Source organism: Colwellia hornerae (genome assembly GCF_007954355.1).
Classification (GTDB): domain Bacteria; phylum Pseudomonadota; class Gammaproteobacteria; order Enterobacterales; family Alteromonadaceae; genus Colwellia_A; species Colwellia_A hornerae.
Map to the genome: position 1 here is coordinate 16,192 of NZ_VOLR01000035.1, position 15,769 is coordinate 31,960.

Genomic DNA, 15,769 nt, shown 5'->3' on the forward strand with positions numbered 1-15,769 from the left:
TATTCACTTGTCTTGTTAGCTATTTTTATTTATTGAGGATTTAACATTATGCCCTAACGAATTAATGTCAACGCCTTGTTCGGAGAGAATTTTCTCTAATAACGGCAGTAAATCCCCTAGATTTTCTTCTAATGTATCGCGCAAAGTATCGACAACGACTTGAGTGCCACGTTCTATTTCTATATTGATGTTGTCGCCAACAGTCTTAGCTTCAAAAACGGTCATCCTGCGAGTTTCAGGAATTAACCAAACTTCAAACCACTGCTCTTTCTTATTTACTTGAGAAATAGTCAAACTAGCACCGTTTAAAGCAATATATCCCTTAGAAAAGACATAGCGCTTCCATTCCTTTGACAAACCTAAACGAATACAATAGTTATCTTCTATGTGAGTAATACTGACAATTGGGGTTTTAAAGTCCACATGGCCCGACAAAGGATGACCACCAATTTCAGCCCCCTCTTTGGCTGCTCGCTCAACATTGACACAAGTATTTTTTCGATATTCGCTGAGCGTCGTTATTAAAAGGCTTTGTAACATTACATCAAACTTGACCCTAACTTCAGACACTAATTCGGTAACAGTCAGACACACTCCGTCGACAGAAACACTTGCGCCGATTTCTAGATCAGTACAAAAACCTTCATTGAAATCGATAACAAAAGTCCTGATACCCTTTTTATCTGTAATATCGATAATCTCAGCTATCGATTGAATTATTCCTGTAAACATAAATATCTCTTCTTTAATTAACAACACTACTTAGGCCTAATACATCACTAAGCAGTGAACAAAATTGTAGATTAAGCAAGAACAATCAGTTTATTGTCATCACTCAAGGGGATCAAATCGTGTGTAAAATGTTGAATAGTTTGAAGCTATGGTCTGCTATTTAATTTTAAATATCAAAAATCATACTTTATTTGTCGCTGTTGCCAAATAATATATCAAATAAGAGGGTGTCAATACGGTATGAATCTTGAAGATTCTCTCGAGCCATCTTTCGTTCTTCTTTAGCTGCCTCAGGTTGACCAATAGATTCATAGTAATCGCCAGCCTTGGCATTATTATGAGCTTTTTTATTTAGTTCTGAACTGGAGGCACAACCTGTGAGTAAAAAGAAAACGCTAAAAATAATAACATAATGTTTTTTCATTTAATGACTCACCATAATAAATACAGTACGGTTGCGCTTGTCGATATACACAGGGTTTATAAGCTGAAATAGTTGGCTAAAATTTGTAAGTAATAAGAAAAGCCAACCTTATTTCAACTTCTTTAATTAATTAAAGTGCAAAGCTATGAGCCGTTAGTTATCGTCATTTTCTGCGATAAATTGCTCATCTTCTGACGGTTTATCGTCTACAGCTGATTTTTTCAAACGCTTCTCTTCCTTTTTTTTCTTTTTAGCTATTTCTTTCTGACGTTTTTCGAAAGAGTAATTTTGCTTAGCCACTCGTATTCTCCTCTGGATAACTTAAAATTCTGGCACTAATAATACGGGATTCCCCAAAAAATTGCGCTCTTCATTGCGACTATAATAGATAAAATTAAGGCATAATATTTTTTAACTCGGTAATACAGACCAAAATATAAGTTTTTTTATCCTTAGTAATTAACTTGTTACCTTTACATTACATTAAGTAACCTACAATGGTAAATCTAATGTCAAAATAAACCCCAAATCTGCCATTTAGAGGAGGTTAAATCAGTTGAAATTTAGATAAAAAACCCTGACCACTAGGCTTATCATACCGAAAAAAATTGCTAGTAGCCCAACACTCGCTCGTTTCATTAATGCTTTTTTAGCTAAGCCACTGATAGCTAAAAACATCCATAGTGTTAAATCTATAAATACATCTCTACTATTAAGTATTATTGAATGCGCTTAAACCTAACAGCTTATAAACGTAAAATAAGTTGGCTCTTTCAACAGTAACTAGCACTAGACAACTCTTTGATCATTTGAATTACTTATTAGTCTAAAAGACTCCAAGGGTAATAATTAATTTTTCGTCTTTTACTGCTAATGACTTCAATACTGCTTTAGCTAATTTGTGCTTTAAATTATCATCTTTAAATTTATAAACTGGATAGACAGCCATCATTTTTGAAAGCGCGGCCTGTGCGATATCTTGTATTTTTGGGGTGAAACTTTTAGGTATTTTATCAATGGCTAACTTAATAATTGTAGGATTTTTAAAATAAAACTCACCTTTCTCAGGGTCATAATCTAATGTACCTTTAATCATGACTTCACCGCTGCCCTTAATTCCACCAGGAGCACTGGCGTCGATATTTGCACGAATACCTATTTCATCGGTTGCTTTTAGTAAAGCTATTATAGGATTTGATATTTTAACAGTGACAAAGTATTTCTTTTTTTCTATTGGCATCAAAGCTGATACTTTTTCTTGTATTTCTTGTTCAGTGATTTCTTGTGTGTAATCAAACGCAACGGCAATCTGACTTAGTAGCGATAAAATAATAATAATAATAATTCGAAACATAACTTTTCCTTGAACGCTAACAACACTTTAAACGGGAGAATGACTTGGCTAAAATAAGCAAAAGAGCAATAAAAACCAACTGATATTTACGTGTTAATAATACGTTAACTATTGTTTTTTTCTTCGTGTAAAACAAGACTAACCAGTTTATGTACCATTGGAGATATAATCACTATAGTTGGAAATGCAATGATAAAAGCAAAACTCCAGGCTTGTAACCATATAGAAACGATATTTGTCACCAGACCTACGTTAAAAACACTGATAACAAAAGACATAATACAAGACATAAGTAACGCCATAAAAAAAGAAAATACGACTTTGTGATGTTTAGGTGAAATCATGTTATATACTCATAAATTGATCTAAGGCCCAGCGTTTTACTGAGTTTGAAAGTAAGACTTTTCTGACTTTTTAGCTTGTAGGATAAAGCCAAGGTTTATGTGTTTAGTTTAGCTTCGCTTGTAACTTCACTATTTATAATACACGCATAGATAAAAGCCTCTATAGTTTGTCATTGTATAGGCTTATTGTGTTTTTTTACAAGTAGACATATCCTTTGAAAGTTCCGTTATATATAAGCCATTTTTACCATGAAAGCGGTATACCATTATCACCCCCAAATCGATAAAACTTTTCAGTGCTTTATTTGCACATAATGTCCCTATCAACACTTCCTCGATAATAGGCTCAAAAGCCTGTACGTCAAGTTGTTCGGCGGTGTAATTGATCATAGTATTATTATAAATGATGAAATTTTTGAATGTTGCTGCGTAATCAAGTCTTGTTTCTTCATCAATTATTTGAGCACCTTTAGCGTTAATTTTAGTAACAGCCTTAGTTAACTCTTGCGATAAAGAACGCTCTAACGGAGTCTGTTCAGCATGACACAATAACGATGTCGTTAAAGCGATAGGTAATATAATTTTGATTAAATCCATAAAGGTAATTTCCTTAAACATCCCCAGCTTAAAGGGATAAATTAGTTTATTAAAATATATCGCACAACTCATCGTAACAAATTTAGTCGTTCTACTATAAAGCGCTTGTTTTACCTAAAATATCAATTGAAATTAAAGCAATAAATCTAACGAGTATACTCAAAACTCAGCATACCATCATTCATTGCAACTTCCCTAAAACCATTAGAAATCAACACTTTTTTAGACGCTATATTTTCTGGTGCTGTATGAGCAATAATACTATTGGTTTCTTCGAAGGAGCAAGCATGAGAAATGAGCATGTTAACAATTTCTGTAGCATAGCCACGACATTGCCAACTAGGTAGCACAGAATAGCCAATCTCAACTATTCCATTACTATCTGGGGGTCCAAAATATCCGCCTGACCCCACGAGAGTTCTTTCTCCTGAAACAGTAATATTTATAGCATACCAGCCATACCAACCTTCAGCCAATTCACCACCTTTTTCAAAACAAGAAAGAAAAAACTCCATTGCATCTCGGTCATATTCACCACTAGGCCAATCGCTTGAAACAGATGCGTTTAATTTTTCAGCAAGTAACAAGGGTGTTGCAAGTTCAATATGGAGATGAGCAGCTGATGATGATATTAATTCGATACGATCTGAATTTGAATTTAAATTTAAATTTTTAATAATTTTTATCTACTCTATCGATTATGATTTTTTAACACTTACCCATCAAAAACTATTTCAGCTTCTGCCTAAACTTAACTCGACCCACTTAAGTAATTGAAAAAAATCAATTAATGGCTTTTATTTTTTGGAATAAACCTATAAAACAGACACTTAACACTCATGACTTATATCGTAAAATCACTCAGAAATAAAATAATACCCTTTGAATAAAGCGGGACGAAATGCAAAACCACTTAATGCTCTTAATGGTGTATAAGATATTATATTACCCGTTGAGATAAAACTTGAGACAACTCTTAACTGACCATTTTCAAATTTAAATTTTAACTGCTCATCTAGCGAGTAAACACGACTGCCAACAGCACAATTTAAAGTACTAGACGGTTTAAATTTATTGGTAAGCGTATCAATTTCGTTTACGGGTAAGAGTTTACTAATAAGCAAGTTATCGATATCAACCGCATACTTATTTAAGAAATCCTCCGCCGCAGCGCAAGAAAAAGACAAACTTAATATTATTAATGATAATATTTTCATTCAACTCCTCTACCGTTAGGTGGTCGCTAAAGTTGCAGTCTATCGTGGACTGATCACTCAACGGTTATTTATCCGTTTGATTTACCTGTTTTAAAAGCTTTATAAGACAGTAAAAGCAAAGGTTAATTTACAATCGATATACTTTAACATACGATTTACTATCATTGGTATATCAAAGAGATTGGTACCTGAATCCGAGCAAACCGATACAAATATATCACAGTCTTCAATATTAACTCTTTGTCGGACATAATAATCACTAATGTCGTCAAAGTTAGTTTCAGTTAAGGGTACACAAACAACATAAACATTATTTTCAACGTTTTCATCGCGCAATGCCCCTTGTATCTCTCGCTCGAGTGTAAAAGCTTGCATCTTATCTAATCGATTGAACCTAAAGCTTATTGCAGCTCTCGTTTTTGAATTTTCCACCCAACTCTCTATTTTTTATAATGCCAAGTAATGTAAGGTAAATAATACAACGAAGTTAAGTAACGTAGCCAGCGGCAGAAGTCCTAATAAATAACCTGTTAAGTATTCTAGACCCATAAATGCCCTAAATTTCCTTTTTCATTACACCTGCGAACTCAAGACCACCTTCAAGTTCACGAAAGTCTACGTTAACCAGTTCCCAGCCAGCACTGCCAAGGGTATTGAGATAACTTTCAACATCTTCTCGTTTTCTCCCTTTAAACAGTCCTGCTGTTTCGACATCTCTGGTATCTACTATTTTATATTTGTACTGTTTCATCAATTTTATCCTCAGCCTAATTTAATAATGCCGGCCTAAAACTTAACTCAGTAGTTTTATTAACCCTCTTAAATTATTGGTTATAAGCTCTTCATTTTATTTAAAGATACACCATCTCTTAAAACTGCTTGCCATTGAGTCAGTTGGTTTAATTTATAGCTTCTCTCGATAATATTTGTATCTTTATCAAGCTTTACTACATAAGGAACACCGCGCCTTTCGTTTCCAAAATAACGCTTCTGCAAGGCCATTGTGCCCTCACTAGCAATCCACACTTTACCGGTAAACCCAGTTTTAATTAACATGCGGTTAATTTCATCAATATCTTCGTCCAAGGCAACCGCTAATAAATTAATGGGTAATTGCTTATTAGCGGTCACTTGCTCTAGCGTCATTAAAGATTTGTAACAAGGGGTACACCACGAAGCAAAAAAATAAATAACGGTATCGCTGCCCTTAAGCTCATCAAAAGAATGACGATTTCCTTGAAGGTCTATTAAATCTATTCTTTGAATGGGCTTGTGTACGACAGATGAAAATGATGGCGATAAAAAGCCCAGGTAGTTTGCCCCAGCAAAGCCAATAAAGAATAATATAGGTAAAGAAATTAATATCCATTTTTTCAACGTCATACTCCAATGTTTATTGAGTGCTGCTTAACCGGTATTATCAATTTTCAGCCTGATAAGTGAATAAACCGATGAGTGCTTCACTCACGAAAATAACACCATACTGAATAACGACACCAAACATAAATCCAATACCTGCTTGAGCCGAAGGCGTTATGCCAAATAACAATGCTGCGCATAACAGTGAAACAATAACACCAGCTATCGTCCTACACCCTATTAATAATGGGCTACTATAGGCGTCTTGATTTGCAAGCACAAACACCAGCAGGTAAGGGAGCAAAACAATAATAGCTTCCCAAAAACCAAACCCCCAATATTTATAAGTAACGGCTATTAAACTAATTAATGATAAGACTTTAATATATTTATAAAGATTCAATTTAATCATTTGCATTCCTTTGCTCCCCCCCATTCAATAGGGAGTAATAATATTATTAGCTAAAACACCTAATTAATAGCGCAGCTATTTATGTTATTGCCTGCCCTATTTAATTTATTAGCGTTAAGTTTAAGTTTACTTTAAGTTTTCTCAAGAATACTTTTAAGTTCAGACCTTAAGCGTATGAGAGAGTCTAAGTGATTGTTTGAAGATTTTATCCCTCCATATTCAGCTTGTCTAGATTGAGAAAACTTAACAATATTTAAGGCCATATCTATTTTCTCAATTAAAGCGGCACCGTCTTCAGGTATCGGTTTGATCCATTGTAATGAAGTTGATAGATCTTCAGTCCCTTTTTCAGATAATAAGTTTATTAATTCACACGCGTTCATATAGTTAGTACCTTTACTGATAATGCCCATTAATAGGCAATAAATACTTAGCTAAAATATTGAGTAGATTATAATAACGATTCTTTGTCTAAATGAATGCCTATTGTGCGTTTATTTACAAAAAACAGGTATTTTTTTACTGAATTTTTTGACTTCACTGACATGAATTTGAAAATCATATTTAGCTTGATAACCGTCTACTTCTTCGAAATGTTCATGGCCACGAAATTTAAGGTAAACAGGCATATAAGGTTCATCACTCGCTAAAGCTAATACTTTAACGTCTGAAAAAACAAACCCTGATACCGCTAACCAGTAAACCTTATCTTTTCCACAGGCCTTAAAAATTGAAACTTCATCTCCATAAGTATAGTGGCCTTCATATATTTTATCGTCTGCAAAGGTAGGTGAAGAAAACAGTAATAGCATAAATAAATATTTGATGACGATATCCCCATGGTTACACTCATATTCATTGCTATGAATGTGATTAAAGCAATCAAAAACACTAGGATCACAGAGCCTATTTTCATCAGATACCTAACGCCTAATTATGTGAAGAATTGATGGGCTCAAACATTTAAAAAAAGCAACCCACTGTGATTTTGTAACTTAATGCTAAATTAGCATTACTTCTTAATACGCCGACCTTTTGATTTTATACATGAAGCGTGGTCGCTAAATAATGATACAAGTTCAATACTAGCAAAAGCCACTTCATGCTTTTGCAGTTTTGCGTTAATCTTATACCATTAGCATTTTGCCTCGCTGGTAAAGCGTATTCACTGGCTTATTTACGAAAGAGTTAATTATCAGCTAACATCTCACCCAGTTGCTGATAGACAACAATGTCTGGGTTCGTAGAGCATGAAAAATAGATAAAATACTTTAGTTTGTATAATCATAACTTTTACATAAGATCTTATTGATACGTTTATTTGGCCAAATTTAGTATTGTACTTAACTCACCCTTATTTATCTCTTGGATATATATAGCTTTTGGTTCGTTACCGAGTGTCGAATAAATAACAACTTTTGACTCAATAACCTGAAAACCATAATTTCCTGACTTAATGTAGACTCCGCCAGGAAAACGACCAGAAGTAGCATACCAACCTGCTTGGTGGGTACGCAGCCAGTCGTTCAACGCTACATAGACTGCATCTTGCTTAGTAATGGTAACTTGCTGTTTTATATCCTTACTAAGAAACATCTGCGCTTGTGGTTCTAACTGAATATCTACTGATTTACTGCAACCAAATAAGCTTATCGCTAACAATAAAATGATGAATCTATTCATGTAATTTACTCGTAACACCACGTTAAGTGGATATTAAAAATGGGCTAGTGAACTACCCCGCGACTATTTCGATAATTACAACAACTGCGAACTGTTGTTTGTCGATTACCTATATTTTAAGGCTATACTGAACCAGACTCACATTGTTTTTTACGTAATGAATTGACTATCCACAATGGATTTTTTAAATCCGAGGTTAAAACGTCAGAAACACTCAAGCCACTATCTACGTCTTGTATCCAGAGTGAAACTTTGTCGTCAACTACTTGCCGGTTTAGCATATAACTTTTATTAGCATCTAAATGAACTTTAAAGTTTACGAATGCCACTCTGCGACTAGTGGGAACATAGCGTTCTGAAATACTAGCTTTAACCCACAAGTCATGAAAACCACTGACATACTGTTTGGGCTCTGCCCAACCCGTTAATTTTTGATGAGAACACATCAAGTAAACGTATTCTAGAGTCGAGCTATTGTCTCTTTTAAAGTTTTCAAACCTAAAATGATTTTCTTTCACTTCTGCTTTTACCGGAAAGTTGCTACAACTCATGAGAAAAGCACTTAAAGAGAGACTTAATAAAAAGTTAAGGTATTTCAATATCACTTCCTGTTAAAAGAAATTTAACGATAATACCATTTTAACCTTAATACTTTGTTAGTGGCAAATAAGAGCGGGCTAAAAAATTACGGCACGCACAATAAAATAATATCGTCAGCAATATCTTTTAAAGCCTAGGTATATGCAAAGATGAATGTCGCTATGGCCACACTGATAAGTAAAACTGATTATAAAATTATTTTCATGATGTAAGTTTATTTCCATATAAAACTTGCTGAATATACGGCCACTTTTTATTAGTGTATTCATCCCTATCTTCTTTATAGACAATGGCTAATTCTTGTTTTAAATTTGCATATCCTTCAGCGATAATTGGGTTAGAACGTAATAAATCTCTGAATTTTAACCGTTCATTCCAGATCGGGCTTTCAAACGGTACCAAATGTAAGTGATGTGTGCGAAATTCATCAGAAGGCTTACAAAACCAATGCATAACATCAGACTTGTAAGGCCAGTATTTGTAGCCATTTTGGGTAAGCGCCATAATAGCAGGTTCAGCGAGTGCCAAAGACTTAACACCAAACATTATATCTATTATTGGTTTTGCAATCATGCCCGGAACAGCTGTACTACCAACATGTTCAACCGAACCATAAAGCCAATCACCTGCAACAGAGATTAGCACTTTTTTTTCTGCGGCAAATTTATCAGCCCAAGATGAATTATATGCTTTAAGAACGATTGACGCTTGACTCATGCTTTGTCGTTCCTTTGTCATTTCACCTCACCAAACGGGAAGTCACAGTCGGTTATCATATTAAGTACCGGGAAAAATTGAGAGTAAATATTGTCGATTATGCGATTGGTCATCTTCAATTACATACCATCTTCTACCATAGTTTTAATTTTAATCGCCTTAACAAAATGATCTAATCTGTGAGTCTGTATCCACCATGTTGCAACTTCCATAAGTAATTCAGGCGTTTCATTTTTATTAGCAAAAAAGGCATAAAATGACAGTCCGACGTTATCACCTTTATTTATTATTTTTTTATTACAAACGTCGATAATTTTTAATCGTAACTCTGTTTTCATTGTTTACTCATCACCTTATAATTTACCATTAACCCACAGGCCCATAAGGCATATCAACGGCTTTAGTTTTTCTAAGCATCAATCTATGCAAAGACCTAGTCAGTCAGTTAAATTTTTTATTTTAGCTTCAATAAACACAAACCATATAAAGCACTCAACATCAATTAGAATGACTTGACCTCAGCATTGTTAAGACGTTATTTCTTGAAGATGATTATATAAATGCATAACATGCGCTATTTCATACTCCTCTTTCGATAGTTCACCATAGGCAAAGTGCGGTGCAAGAATCCCTTGGTAGCGCTTAAAATCGAGCAATGATTTTTTTAAGCGATTTAGAGCTATTGTTGAATCGATATTTTTAGCAAACATTGGAGCACTTGGAATGGGCTCATCTAACCCATGTGTCATTTTACCTTTAGATAAAAAAATTGAGAATGCGAGTTTACCAACAGTGCTCTTAAATAAATCTGATTTATGCTCTGGAAATTGAGACATTGAAAATTCAACACTTTGCGCGCAATGTGTAAATATTTGATACGGGTTCCATTCTCCCTGGTGAATAAGGCTTTCATTAGATAAATCATCTAGCTTTTTTAAAGCCATATCGACGGTAAGGCTATCTTTATTGCCCTCTTTAATCAGTAGAAATGCGCCTGCACCTATTCCTATAACAGCTCCACTACTTAACAGTGAAGCTTTAACAAATTGCCTACGTTTCATTCCATATCCTTAAAGAGCGAGTGTTTCAATAGCAGGTTACGTTTAGGAGCTAAAAGCTATAAACTACTGTGCAATAAAAAAGTACAGTTAAAATCCCCTGAAACTTGAATAACTTGTTTTATTGCTATTATTTTAAATTACCTGAAGATAACTACAACACTAGGTTGATTTAAAAATTTTGTTTTAAATATCTAATTATTTTTATTCAAGTCTACCCATTGGACTACTCGGTTTTCACCCATCAACATCAAGATAAAAAAGCATTAAGCTTCCTTCTATTTTTTGTCTTGTTCCATTATAGCAATTCTAGTGTTTAGCTCTGCAAGAGACTTCTGAATATCCATTAACACTGGGTTAGATTTAGAATGGTTTCTTATTTCTTCTTCACGAAAGCCAAGTCTAGAATCAAGATAACCAATGATCAATGACAAAAGTACAAAGGTTATCAATATTATAGGAACTGCAATCATTGGACTTGTAAATACAAATTCAGTAATAAAATTATCACCTAGGGATTTGATAAAAACAAAAATTATTAGCAGAAACTGTACATATCCAATATACATTTTCGACCTATCTATGTAGACCTTCCATCGAATCAAAGTTTTTTTGTTAAGTCGCGAAATCAAGTAAACTCCTAGCGGTATAACGCCATATTAAGCGTCAGAATGTTAATTAAAGTGTTGAATGAAATAAATGGTATTTTCTTTGCAAGGTGTTTTTCTTTGCAAAAATATGTATAAACCTTACTGAGAAATTATTGATACCGCATCGCCTTGACATTTTTTGGTTGCCAAACAGTTATTGATAATATCTACAGGTAAAATCCAGCAAGTATAATTAATAATGGCATCTCCTCCTAACTTGACTGTTTCAAGTTTTAAGACCTGTATTGCCTCGCCCTGGTCACCGATAACTCTCGCAGTAGTTCTACTATCACCGGAATTACTCGAAAGCTCTTTTATGCGGGAAAAATCAAAACCAGTCTTTTGTCTTTTTGCTACCAGTAAGACAAATTTACTCGCATTATGGTCTTCTCTGGTAAAATAATTAGCAGTGTTGACACCCTAATAAGAAAATACTCGATAGTAAGAGCGTATTGAATTTCAATTTTCATCCAAAGATTAAGTTTATATAATACCAAGAGGAAGTTAAGCGATATGCACTAAATCCATTTAGGCGCAAAGAGGCTAACAAAATATAATGCCAATTTACTGCGCTAAAGTTACCACAAAAAAGAACGGAAACAAGCAGGAAATAATTTAATAAGCACCGTGATTAACTACAATCTCCGTTAAGCGATTAAGCGTAGTTAGCTAGCTAGCGCGAGCAAAAGGCTATTTTAGCTTTAATTAGCTAGTGTAATTTTCTTGTGGGATAAAATTTTTTTCCATAATGTCTATAATAATAGCCTCTGACAATTCATTTAGTGCATATTCAGCCGATGAATAAATATCACCTTCTTTGCTACCCAATGCTATTACTATAGTATTAGGCTTCTCATCATAAATGAGTACAACAATTTTCTTGTTTTGGGCTATGCAATCAATAGTAATCGCATCAGCTTTCATGCCTTGGTTGCGTAGATTTTTATCCATTATGCCCATCAATGTATCAACATTATCAAACTTGTTGTAGAACAAATCATTAGCCTTAGCGATAATCTCTGATACTTTTTGTAATGTACTTTTCATTTTTATTGACCTCAATGGGGATAATATAGAGCCAATGCTATGTTCAGTGGCAAAAATCATTAACTAGACTAAAAAAAATGCTTAGCTAGTCAACTGTTCAGCGCTTATTATAAAGCTTATTATCTGCTGATTCCGCTCCTAATCTAACAAGATATTTATACCTATTAAAATTAAAGTCACACCGCCCAAAAATTCTGCCTTACTTTCTAACCAAGTACCACTTTTAGAACCGATGAACACACCCAACCAACTAAAGAAAAAAGTCATGCTACCAATAATAAGGCAAGCGACGAATGGATTTACAGCTAAAAGGGTAAAAGTAAAACCAGCTGCCATTGCATCAATACTGGTAGCGATGGCAAGTATTAGCATAACGCGATGAGTTACTTTAACAATATCTTCTTCTATGCCCTCAGAAAAAGATTCATAAATCATTTTAATACCGATCAGTAAAAGCAATAAAAATGCTAGCCATGTAGCATAAGACTCAATCCAACCTAGTATTCCTCGACCGCCAAGATAACCCAATAAAGGCATCACTCCTTGAAATAGCCCAAAATATACTGCTGACATTAATGCCAAAGGCATAACTTTACTATTGTGCTTTGCACCTAAACCAATTGATACAGCAAAAGCGTCCATACTCAATGCTACAGCTAAAATTAAGACTTCAATCATTAATTCGACCATTAAATTAAAAAATAAAAAACCAACACCAAATTAAAAATAAATTATAGATAAATCGCGGTTGACTAGAATGAAAGAGACACTGTTTGATTGCTTTAACGTTCAAGGCCAGAACCTTAATACGATAGCTGTAAAAGAGCTCATCTATCAACTAAATAGACCAATAAAACTTGCTAGAAACTTCACTAAACATTCATTTTCTCCAACGAGTGTAGAGAGAATAAGTGCTGAGGTTATTATAGATCTGGTGGCTGCCCTAAGTCACATTTTTTACACTTTAATAGGTGGCCTAATAAAGAATTTCGCCCCTTTTCTGTTATTACCCAAGGGCGACATATAAAAGGAGGATTATGTCTGACATGCTGAAAGTGACCACATTGTAATTCAGCGACCCAATCATCTTCTTCATCTTTATGATAGCCAACAATAGGTTTATTCATTCATACAGCTCACAATTTTTCAGAGATAAAAAATAATCGGTGACTAACATACTCGAAAAACTTCTAAGCATTCATCCAAGAATTAAATTTTGCTTTAATTAAAAAAACTAACGATCAAAAACGGTTAACAACCACTGATTAAGTCTATTCTAGTTAGCTTAGATCATAGCCACAGTAAAATTAATCAAGGTTATCTTCTTTTTAGCATAAGTTGTTAGGCCGTCGACCTAAAAATATACTTTTCTTCGAAATTAATAAGCATTTAAACATGTCTAGTCATTATCAAAACACACCAAGAGTAACAAATGAATACCAAAAATTTCACCACTATATTTTTAATTGGCATTTTTTCTAGTATTGCCTTTATTGTAATCCAACCTTTATTTGGAATGCTTACGTTAACTTCAAGACACGCATCAGCATATGTAAACTTAGGTAATTATAACGAAACTACCGCCATGGCATTATCATGGTTTGTCCATATTAGCGTATCAGTATTTTATACGTTTATTGCTAGTATTATTTATAACTTTAACGCTTCATATTTAGTAAGTGTTACGCAAGTAACCTTTTTAGGGTGGCTAACGACACTTACAGCAACCCCTGCCAATGAATGGCTTGTAAAACTGATAACCACAGGACAATTTACATCAATAACGTCTTTATCTGAGTTAAACACTGAAATTGGTCCTAAATTGTGGCTTCATATCTTATTTTTTGCATTCGTATTAATTGGACTGGGACTAGCTAGATTAATCACTTCACCCAAAGCATCGGTTTAAGCAATTTATAAGCTCTCTGTATATGAAGCTTGAATTAATTTTTCAGCTTCTATAATAGTCAAATTTGATGATTTGCAAATTACATAACCATTAACTTGAGAAATGATATATTTAGGGGGAAGGTCTCTGGGAATATGTTCAAACTCTCTTTTTACAAGCTCAATTGAAGTAAAATCTGCTGAACCACATAATTGTGTAGCTCTGCGATTAAATATTTTATGAGCAGCCTTATGGTCACTCCATGGTGCAAAATTGGTTTTTGCCACAATAAAATAAAGCCCTTTATGAAGCTCATTGTCTGAAAACCCACCACCTAAGGCATTTGGCCCATTATTTAAATTATGATTGGACACAGTACAGCCACATAACAAAAAGGCTAATACAACACACTTTGAAATTTCCAATATCATTCCTTTAATATATAAAGCCCATAACAGGTAAAAATTGATTAGCTAAAATGCTGAACAACGTCAGAAAACCAGCTATGTTGTATTTACGCCAATACTATAATAATTAATACCTTCAATCGAAAAATAATAAGTAGCTTGAGCCGTGCAAGGAGGGGAAACATAAACTTCCCCTCATAATAAATCTGAAACTAACGTTACCTGCCAATACTTATTCATACGACACAAACCCATTAAGAATAAAGCAACAGTTGCTAAACGGGCGCAAAAGAAAAAACAGTCAACATACGTTTAAAAACTTATTATGTGACTCTCTAAATCACACCACCGGTTTTCAAAATAATAGCCGTTAATGCCAACAAAAAAGCACCTGAATAAACCATTTTTCCAGAATATGCGGCTTTGTCCCAATTCATAGCACAATAAACTAATGAAAGAGGAAAACACAAAAACACAGACCAACCAAATAAGTGCTGTTTATTTCCCAGAGCTACAATTGCAGCAAAAATCGAACCTATAACCAATAGCATTAACCCTATGGAGCCGGTTAATAACGCTACTACTATAATGTTTTGAATCATAGTTAATTACACACCTATATTTACAATAAAAAATGATAAATAATACCACGTTGAGCGGTAAAAAGTTGCTTGAAAAAGTAGATGATAAAAGAATAAATGGCTAGCTATTATTTATTCTTTTAAAGGTCTTTTCCTACCTCTCGTACATTATAATTCTGGAATGGATACAGAGTAAACCAGAGCGCAAAAGACAGCAATAAGACTTAAAGAATCGAGGATTGATATAATTGATGATTGAAAAAAGAGACTCTTAGGCTATTAAGACAACTAATTTTTATATCCAAATAACCAAGCTAAAAAGTGTATCCTAGCCGGGTAAATTTGTTAGGCACCAACAGCAACCCGCTGGTATTTAGTCGTGCAAATGCCTTGTTATGTATTTATTCGCCGGTCTACTCTTTTGTTATTAGCCACAACGCATGCAAAATTCCAGGCACATAGAAAATGAGACATAAAACGATATTTATTAATAAATGTTTTCCTATGCCACTTTTAAGAAAAACCGCAATAGGTGGTAATAAAAGTGCTAATATAATATGTATAAGTTTATTGTAAGCGTCTGGCAAAGTGCATCTAAATATTCACTCGTGATCAAGTTAAGTTACTTCAAACAATTATTTGGAGTAACTTATGAAAATAACGCGAAGCCATGAGCAATGGCGAACTATCCTTAACGAA

At 34.0% G+C, this 15,769-nt stretch carries 26 protein-coding genes; 1 reads left to right on the plus strand and 25 read right to left on the minus strand.

Annotated elements, in window-relative coordinates:
* Nucleotides 1-15 precede the first annotated feature (15 nt).
* From ESZ26_RS17645 to ESZ26_RS17750, 22 genes are all read right to left on the minus strand, one after another.
* Complete coding sequence (locus tag ESZ26_RS17645) at nt 16-732, minus strand: riboflavin synthase subunit alpha (protein ID WP_146800923.1); 717 nt, start codon at nt 730-732, stop codon at nt 16-18.
* A gap of 187 nt (nt 733-919) precedes the next feature.
* Nucleotides 920-1,156 carry a hypothetical protein gene (locus ESZ26_RS17650; protein ID WP_146800925.1) on the minus strand — a complete coding sequence of 79 codons (237 nt, stop codon included), beginning with the start codon at nt 1,154-1,156 and terminating at the stop codon, nt 920-922.
* A 153-nt stretch (nt 1,157-1,309) separates the two neighbouring features.
* Nucleotides 1,310-1,456 carry a hypothetical protein gene (locus ESZ26_RS19300; RefSeq protein ID WP_170246414.1) on the minus strand — a complete coding sequence of 49 codons (147 nt, stop codon included), beginning with the start codon at nt 1,454-1,456 and terminating at the stop codon, nt 1,310-1,312.
* 526 nt (nt 1,457-1,982) lie between these two features.
* Nucleotides 1,983-2,510, minus strand: coding sequence for a DUF1439 domain-containing protein (locus ESZ26_RS17655; protein WP_146800927.1), 528 nt, complete (start codon nt 2,508-2,510; stop codon nt 1,983-1,985).
* A 104-nt stretch (nt 2,511-2,614) separates the two neighbouring features.
* Nucleotides 2,615-2,854, minus strand: a complete 240-nt coding sequence (locus ESZ26_RS17660; RefSeq protein WP_146800929.1) for a DUF2798 domain-containing protein — start codon at nt 2,852-2,854, stop codon at nt 2,615-2,617.
* A 183-nt stretch (nt 2,855-3,037) separates the two neighbouring features.
* Nucleotides 3,038-3,451: a hypothetical protein gene (locus tag ESZ26_RS17665; protein WP_146800931.1), complete on the minus strand. Its 414-nt coding sequence runs from the start codon at nt 3,449-3,451 to the stop codon at nt 3,038-3,040.
* Between the two features lie 146 nt (nt 3,452-3,597).
* Nucleotides 3,598-4,038, minus strand: a complete 441-nt coding sequence (locus ESZ26_RS17670; protein WP_223271722.1) for a GNAT family N-acetyltransferase — start codon at nt 4,036-4,038, stop codon at nt 3,598-3,600.
* 270 nt (nt 4,039-4,308) lie between these two features.
* A complete protein-coding gene (locus ESZ26_RS17675; RefSeq protein WP_146800935.1) occupies nt 4,309-4,668 on the minus strand; it encodes a hypothetical protein in 360 nt (119 codons plus the stop codon).
* Nucleotides 4,669-4,767: 99 nt separating this feature from the next.
* Nucleotides 4,768-5,100, minus strand: a complete 333-nt coding sequence (locus ESZ26_RS17680) for a hypothetical protein (protein WP_146800937.1) — start codon at nt 5,098-5,100, stop codon at nt 4,768-4,770.
* A 124-nt stretch (nt 5,101-5,224) separates the two neighbouring features.
* Entirely contained in the window at nt 5,225-5,419 is a 195-nt protein-coding gene (locus ESZ26_RS17685) for a DUF4177 domain-containing protein (protein ID WP_070376757.1), read from the minus strand.
* Nucleotides 5,420-5,499: 80 nt separating this feature from the next.
* A complete protein-coding gene (locus ESZ26_RS17690; protein ID WP_170246415.1) occupies nt 5,500-6,045 on the minus strand; it encodes a TlpA family protein disulfide reductase in 546 nt (181 codons plus the stop codon).
* A 43-nt stretch (nt 6,046-6,088) separates the two neighbouring features.
* Entirely contained in the window at nt 6,089-6,439 is a 351-nt protein-coding gene (locus ESZ26_RS17695; RefSeq protein WP_146800941.1) for a hypothetical protein, read from the minus strand.
* Between the two features lie 131 nt (nt 6,440-6,570).
* A complete protein-coding gene (locus ESZ26_RS17700) occupies nt 6,571-6,822 on the minus strand; it encodes a hypothetical protein (protein WP_146800943.1) in 252 nt (83 codons plus the stop codon).
* A gap of 111 nt (nt 6,823-6,933) precedes the next feature.
* Complete coding sequence (locus ESZ26_RS17705) at nt 6,934-7,251, minus strand: hypothetical protein (RefSeq protein WP_146800945.1); 318 nt, start codon at nt 7,249-7,251, stop codon at nt 6,934-6,936.
* 505 nt (nt 7,252-7,756) lie between these two features.
* Nucleotides 7,757-8,122, minus strand: coding sequence for a hypothetical protein (locus ESZ26_RS17710; RefSeq protein WP_146800947.1), 366 nt, complete (start codon nt 8,120-8,122; stop codon nt 7,757-7,759).
* Nucleotides 8,123-8,244: 122 nt separating this feature from the next.
* On the minus strand, nt 8,245-8,673 hold the full coding sequence (locus tag ESZ26_RS17715; protein ID WP_146800949.1) for a hypothetical protein: 429 nt from the start codon (nt 8,671-8,673) through the stop codon (nt 8,245-8,247).
* Nucleotides 8,674-8,923: 250 nt separating this feature from the next.
* Nucleotides 8,924-9,439, minus strand: a complete 516-nt coding sequence (locus ESZ26_RS17720) for a GrpB family protein (protein ID WP_146800951.1) — start codon at nt 9,437-9,439, stop codon at nt 8,924-8,926.
* A 119-nt stretch (nt 9,440-9,558) separates the two neighbouring features.
* On the minus strand, nt 9,559-9,777 hold the full coding sequence (locus ESZ26_RS17725; RefSeq protein WP_146800953.1) for a DUF6500 family protein: 219 nt from the start codon (nt 9,775-9,777) through the stop codon (nt 9,559-9,561).
* 189 nt (nt 9,778-9,966) lie between these two features.
* Nucleotides 9,967-10,500 carry a DUF1569 domain-containing protein gene (locus ESZ26_RS17730; RefSeq protein WP_146800955.1) on the minus strand — a complete coding sequence of 178 codons (534 nt, stop codon included), beginning with the start codon at nt 10,498-10,500 and terminating at the stop codon, nt 9,967-9,969.
* 1,352 nt (nt 10,501-11,852) lie between these two features.
* Nucleotides 11,853-12,194, minus strand: a complete 342-nt coding sequence (locus tag ESZ26_RS17740; protein WP_146800959.1) for a hypothetical protein — start codon at nt 12,192-12,194, stop codon at nt 11,853-11,855.
* Nucleotides 12,195-12,332: 138 nt separating this feature from the next.
* Nucleotides 12,333-12,872 (minus strand): manganese efflux pump MntP, encoded by a 540-nt coding sequence (locus tag ESZ26_RS17745; protein ID WP_146800961.1) that lies wholly within the window; start codon nt 12,870-12,872, stop codon nt 12,333-12,335.
* Nucleotides 12,873-13,117: 245 nt separating this feature from the next.
* Nucleotides 13,118-13,321 carry a DUF3565 domain-containing protein gene (locus ESZ26_RS17750; RefSeq protein WP_146800962.1) on the minus strand — a complete coding sequence of 68 codons (204 nt, stop codon included), beginning with the start codon at nt 13,319-13,321 and terminating at the stop codon, nt 13,118-13,120.
* 305 nt (nt 13,322-13,626) lie between these two features.
* Here ESZ26_RS17750 and ESZ26_RS17755 point away from each other — a divergent pair, with 305 nt between their 5' ends.
* Nucleotides 13,627-14,103 (plus strand): hypothetical protein, encoded by a 477-nt coding sequence (locus ESZ26_RS17755; RefSeq protein WP_211361242.1) that lies wholly within the window; start codon nt 13,627-13,629, stop codon nt 14,101-14,103.
* 5 nt (nt 14,104-14,108) lie between these two features.
* On the opposite strand, the gene ESZ26_RS17760 is transcribed toward ESZ26_RS17755, so the two are convergent.
* From ESZ26_RS17760 to ESZ26_RS17770, 3 genes are all read right to left on the minus strand, one after another.
* A complete protein-coding gene (locus tag ESZ26_RS17760) occupies nt 14,109-14,507 on the minus strand; it encodes a hypothetical protein (RefSeq protein WP_146800964.1) in 399 nt (132 codons plus the stop codon).
* A 317-nt stretch (nt 14,508-14,824) separates the two neighbouring features.
* Nucleotides 14,825-15,091, minus strand: coding sequence for a hypothetical protein (locus tag ESZ26_RS17765; protein ID WP_146800966.1), 267 nt, complete (start codon nt 15,089-15,091; stop codon nt 14,825-14,827).
* A 392-nt stretch (nt 15,092-15,483) separates the two neighbouring features.
* Nucleotides 15,484-15,657 (minus strand): YqaE/Pmp3 family membrane protein, encoded by a 174-nt coding sequence (locus ESZ26_RS17770; RefSeq protein WP_146800968.1) that lies wholly within the window; start codon nt 15,655-15,657, stop codon nt 15,484-15,486.
* Nucleotides 15,658-15,769: the final 112 nt, after the last annotated feature.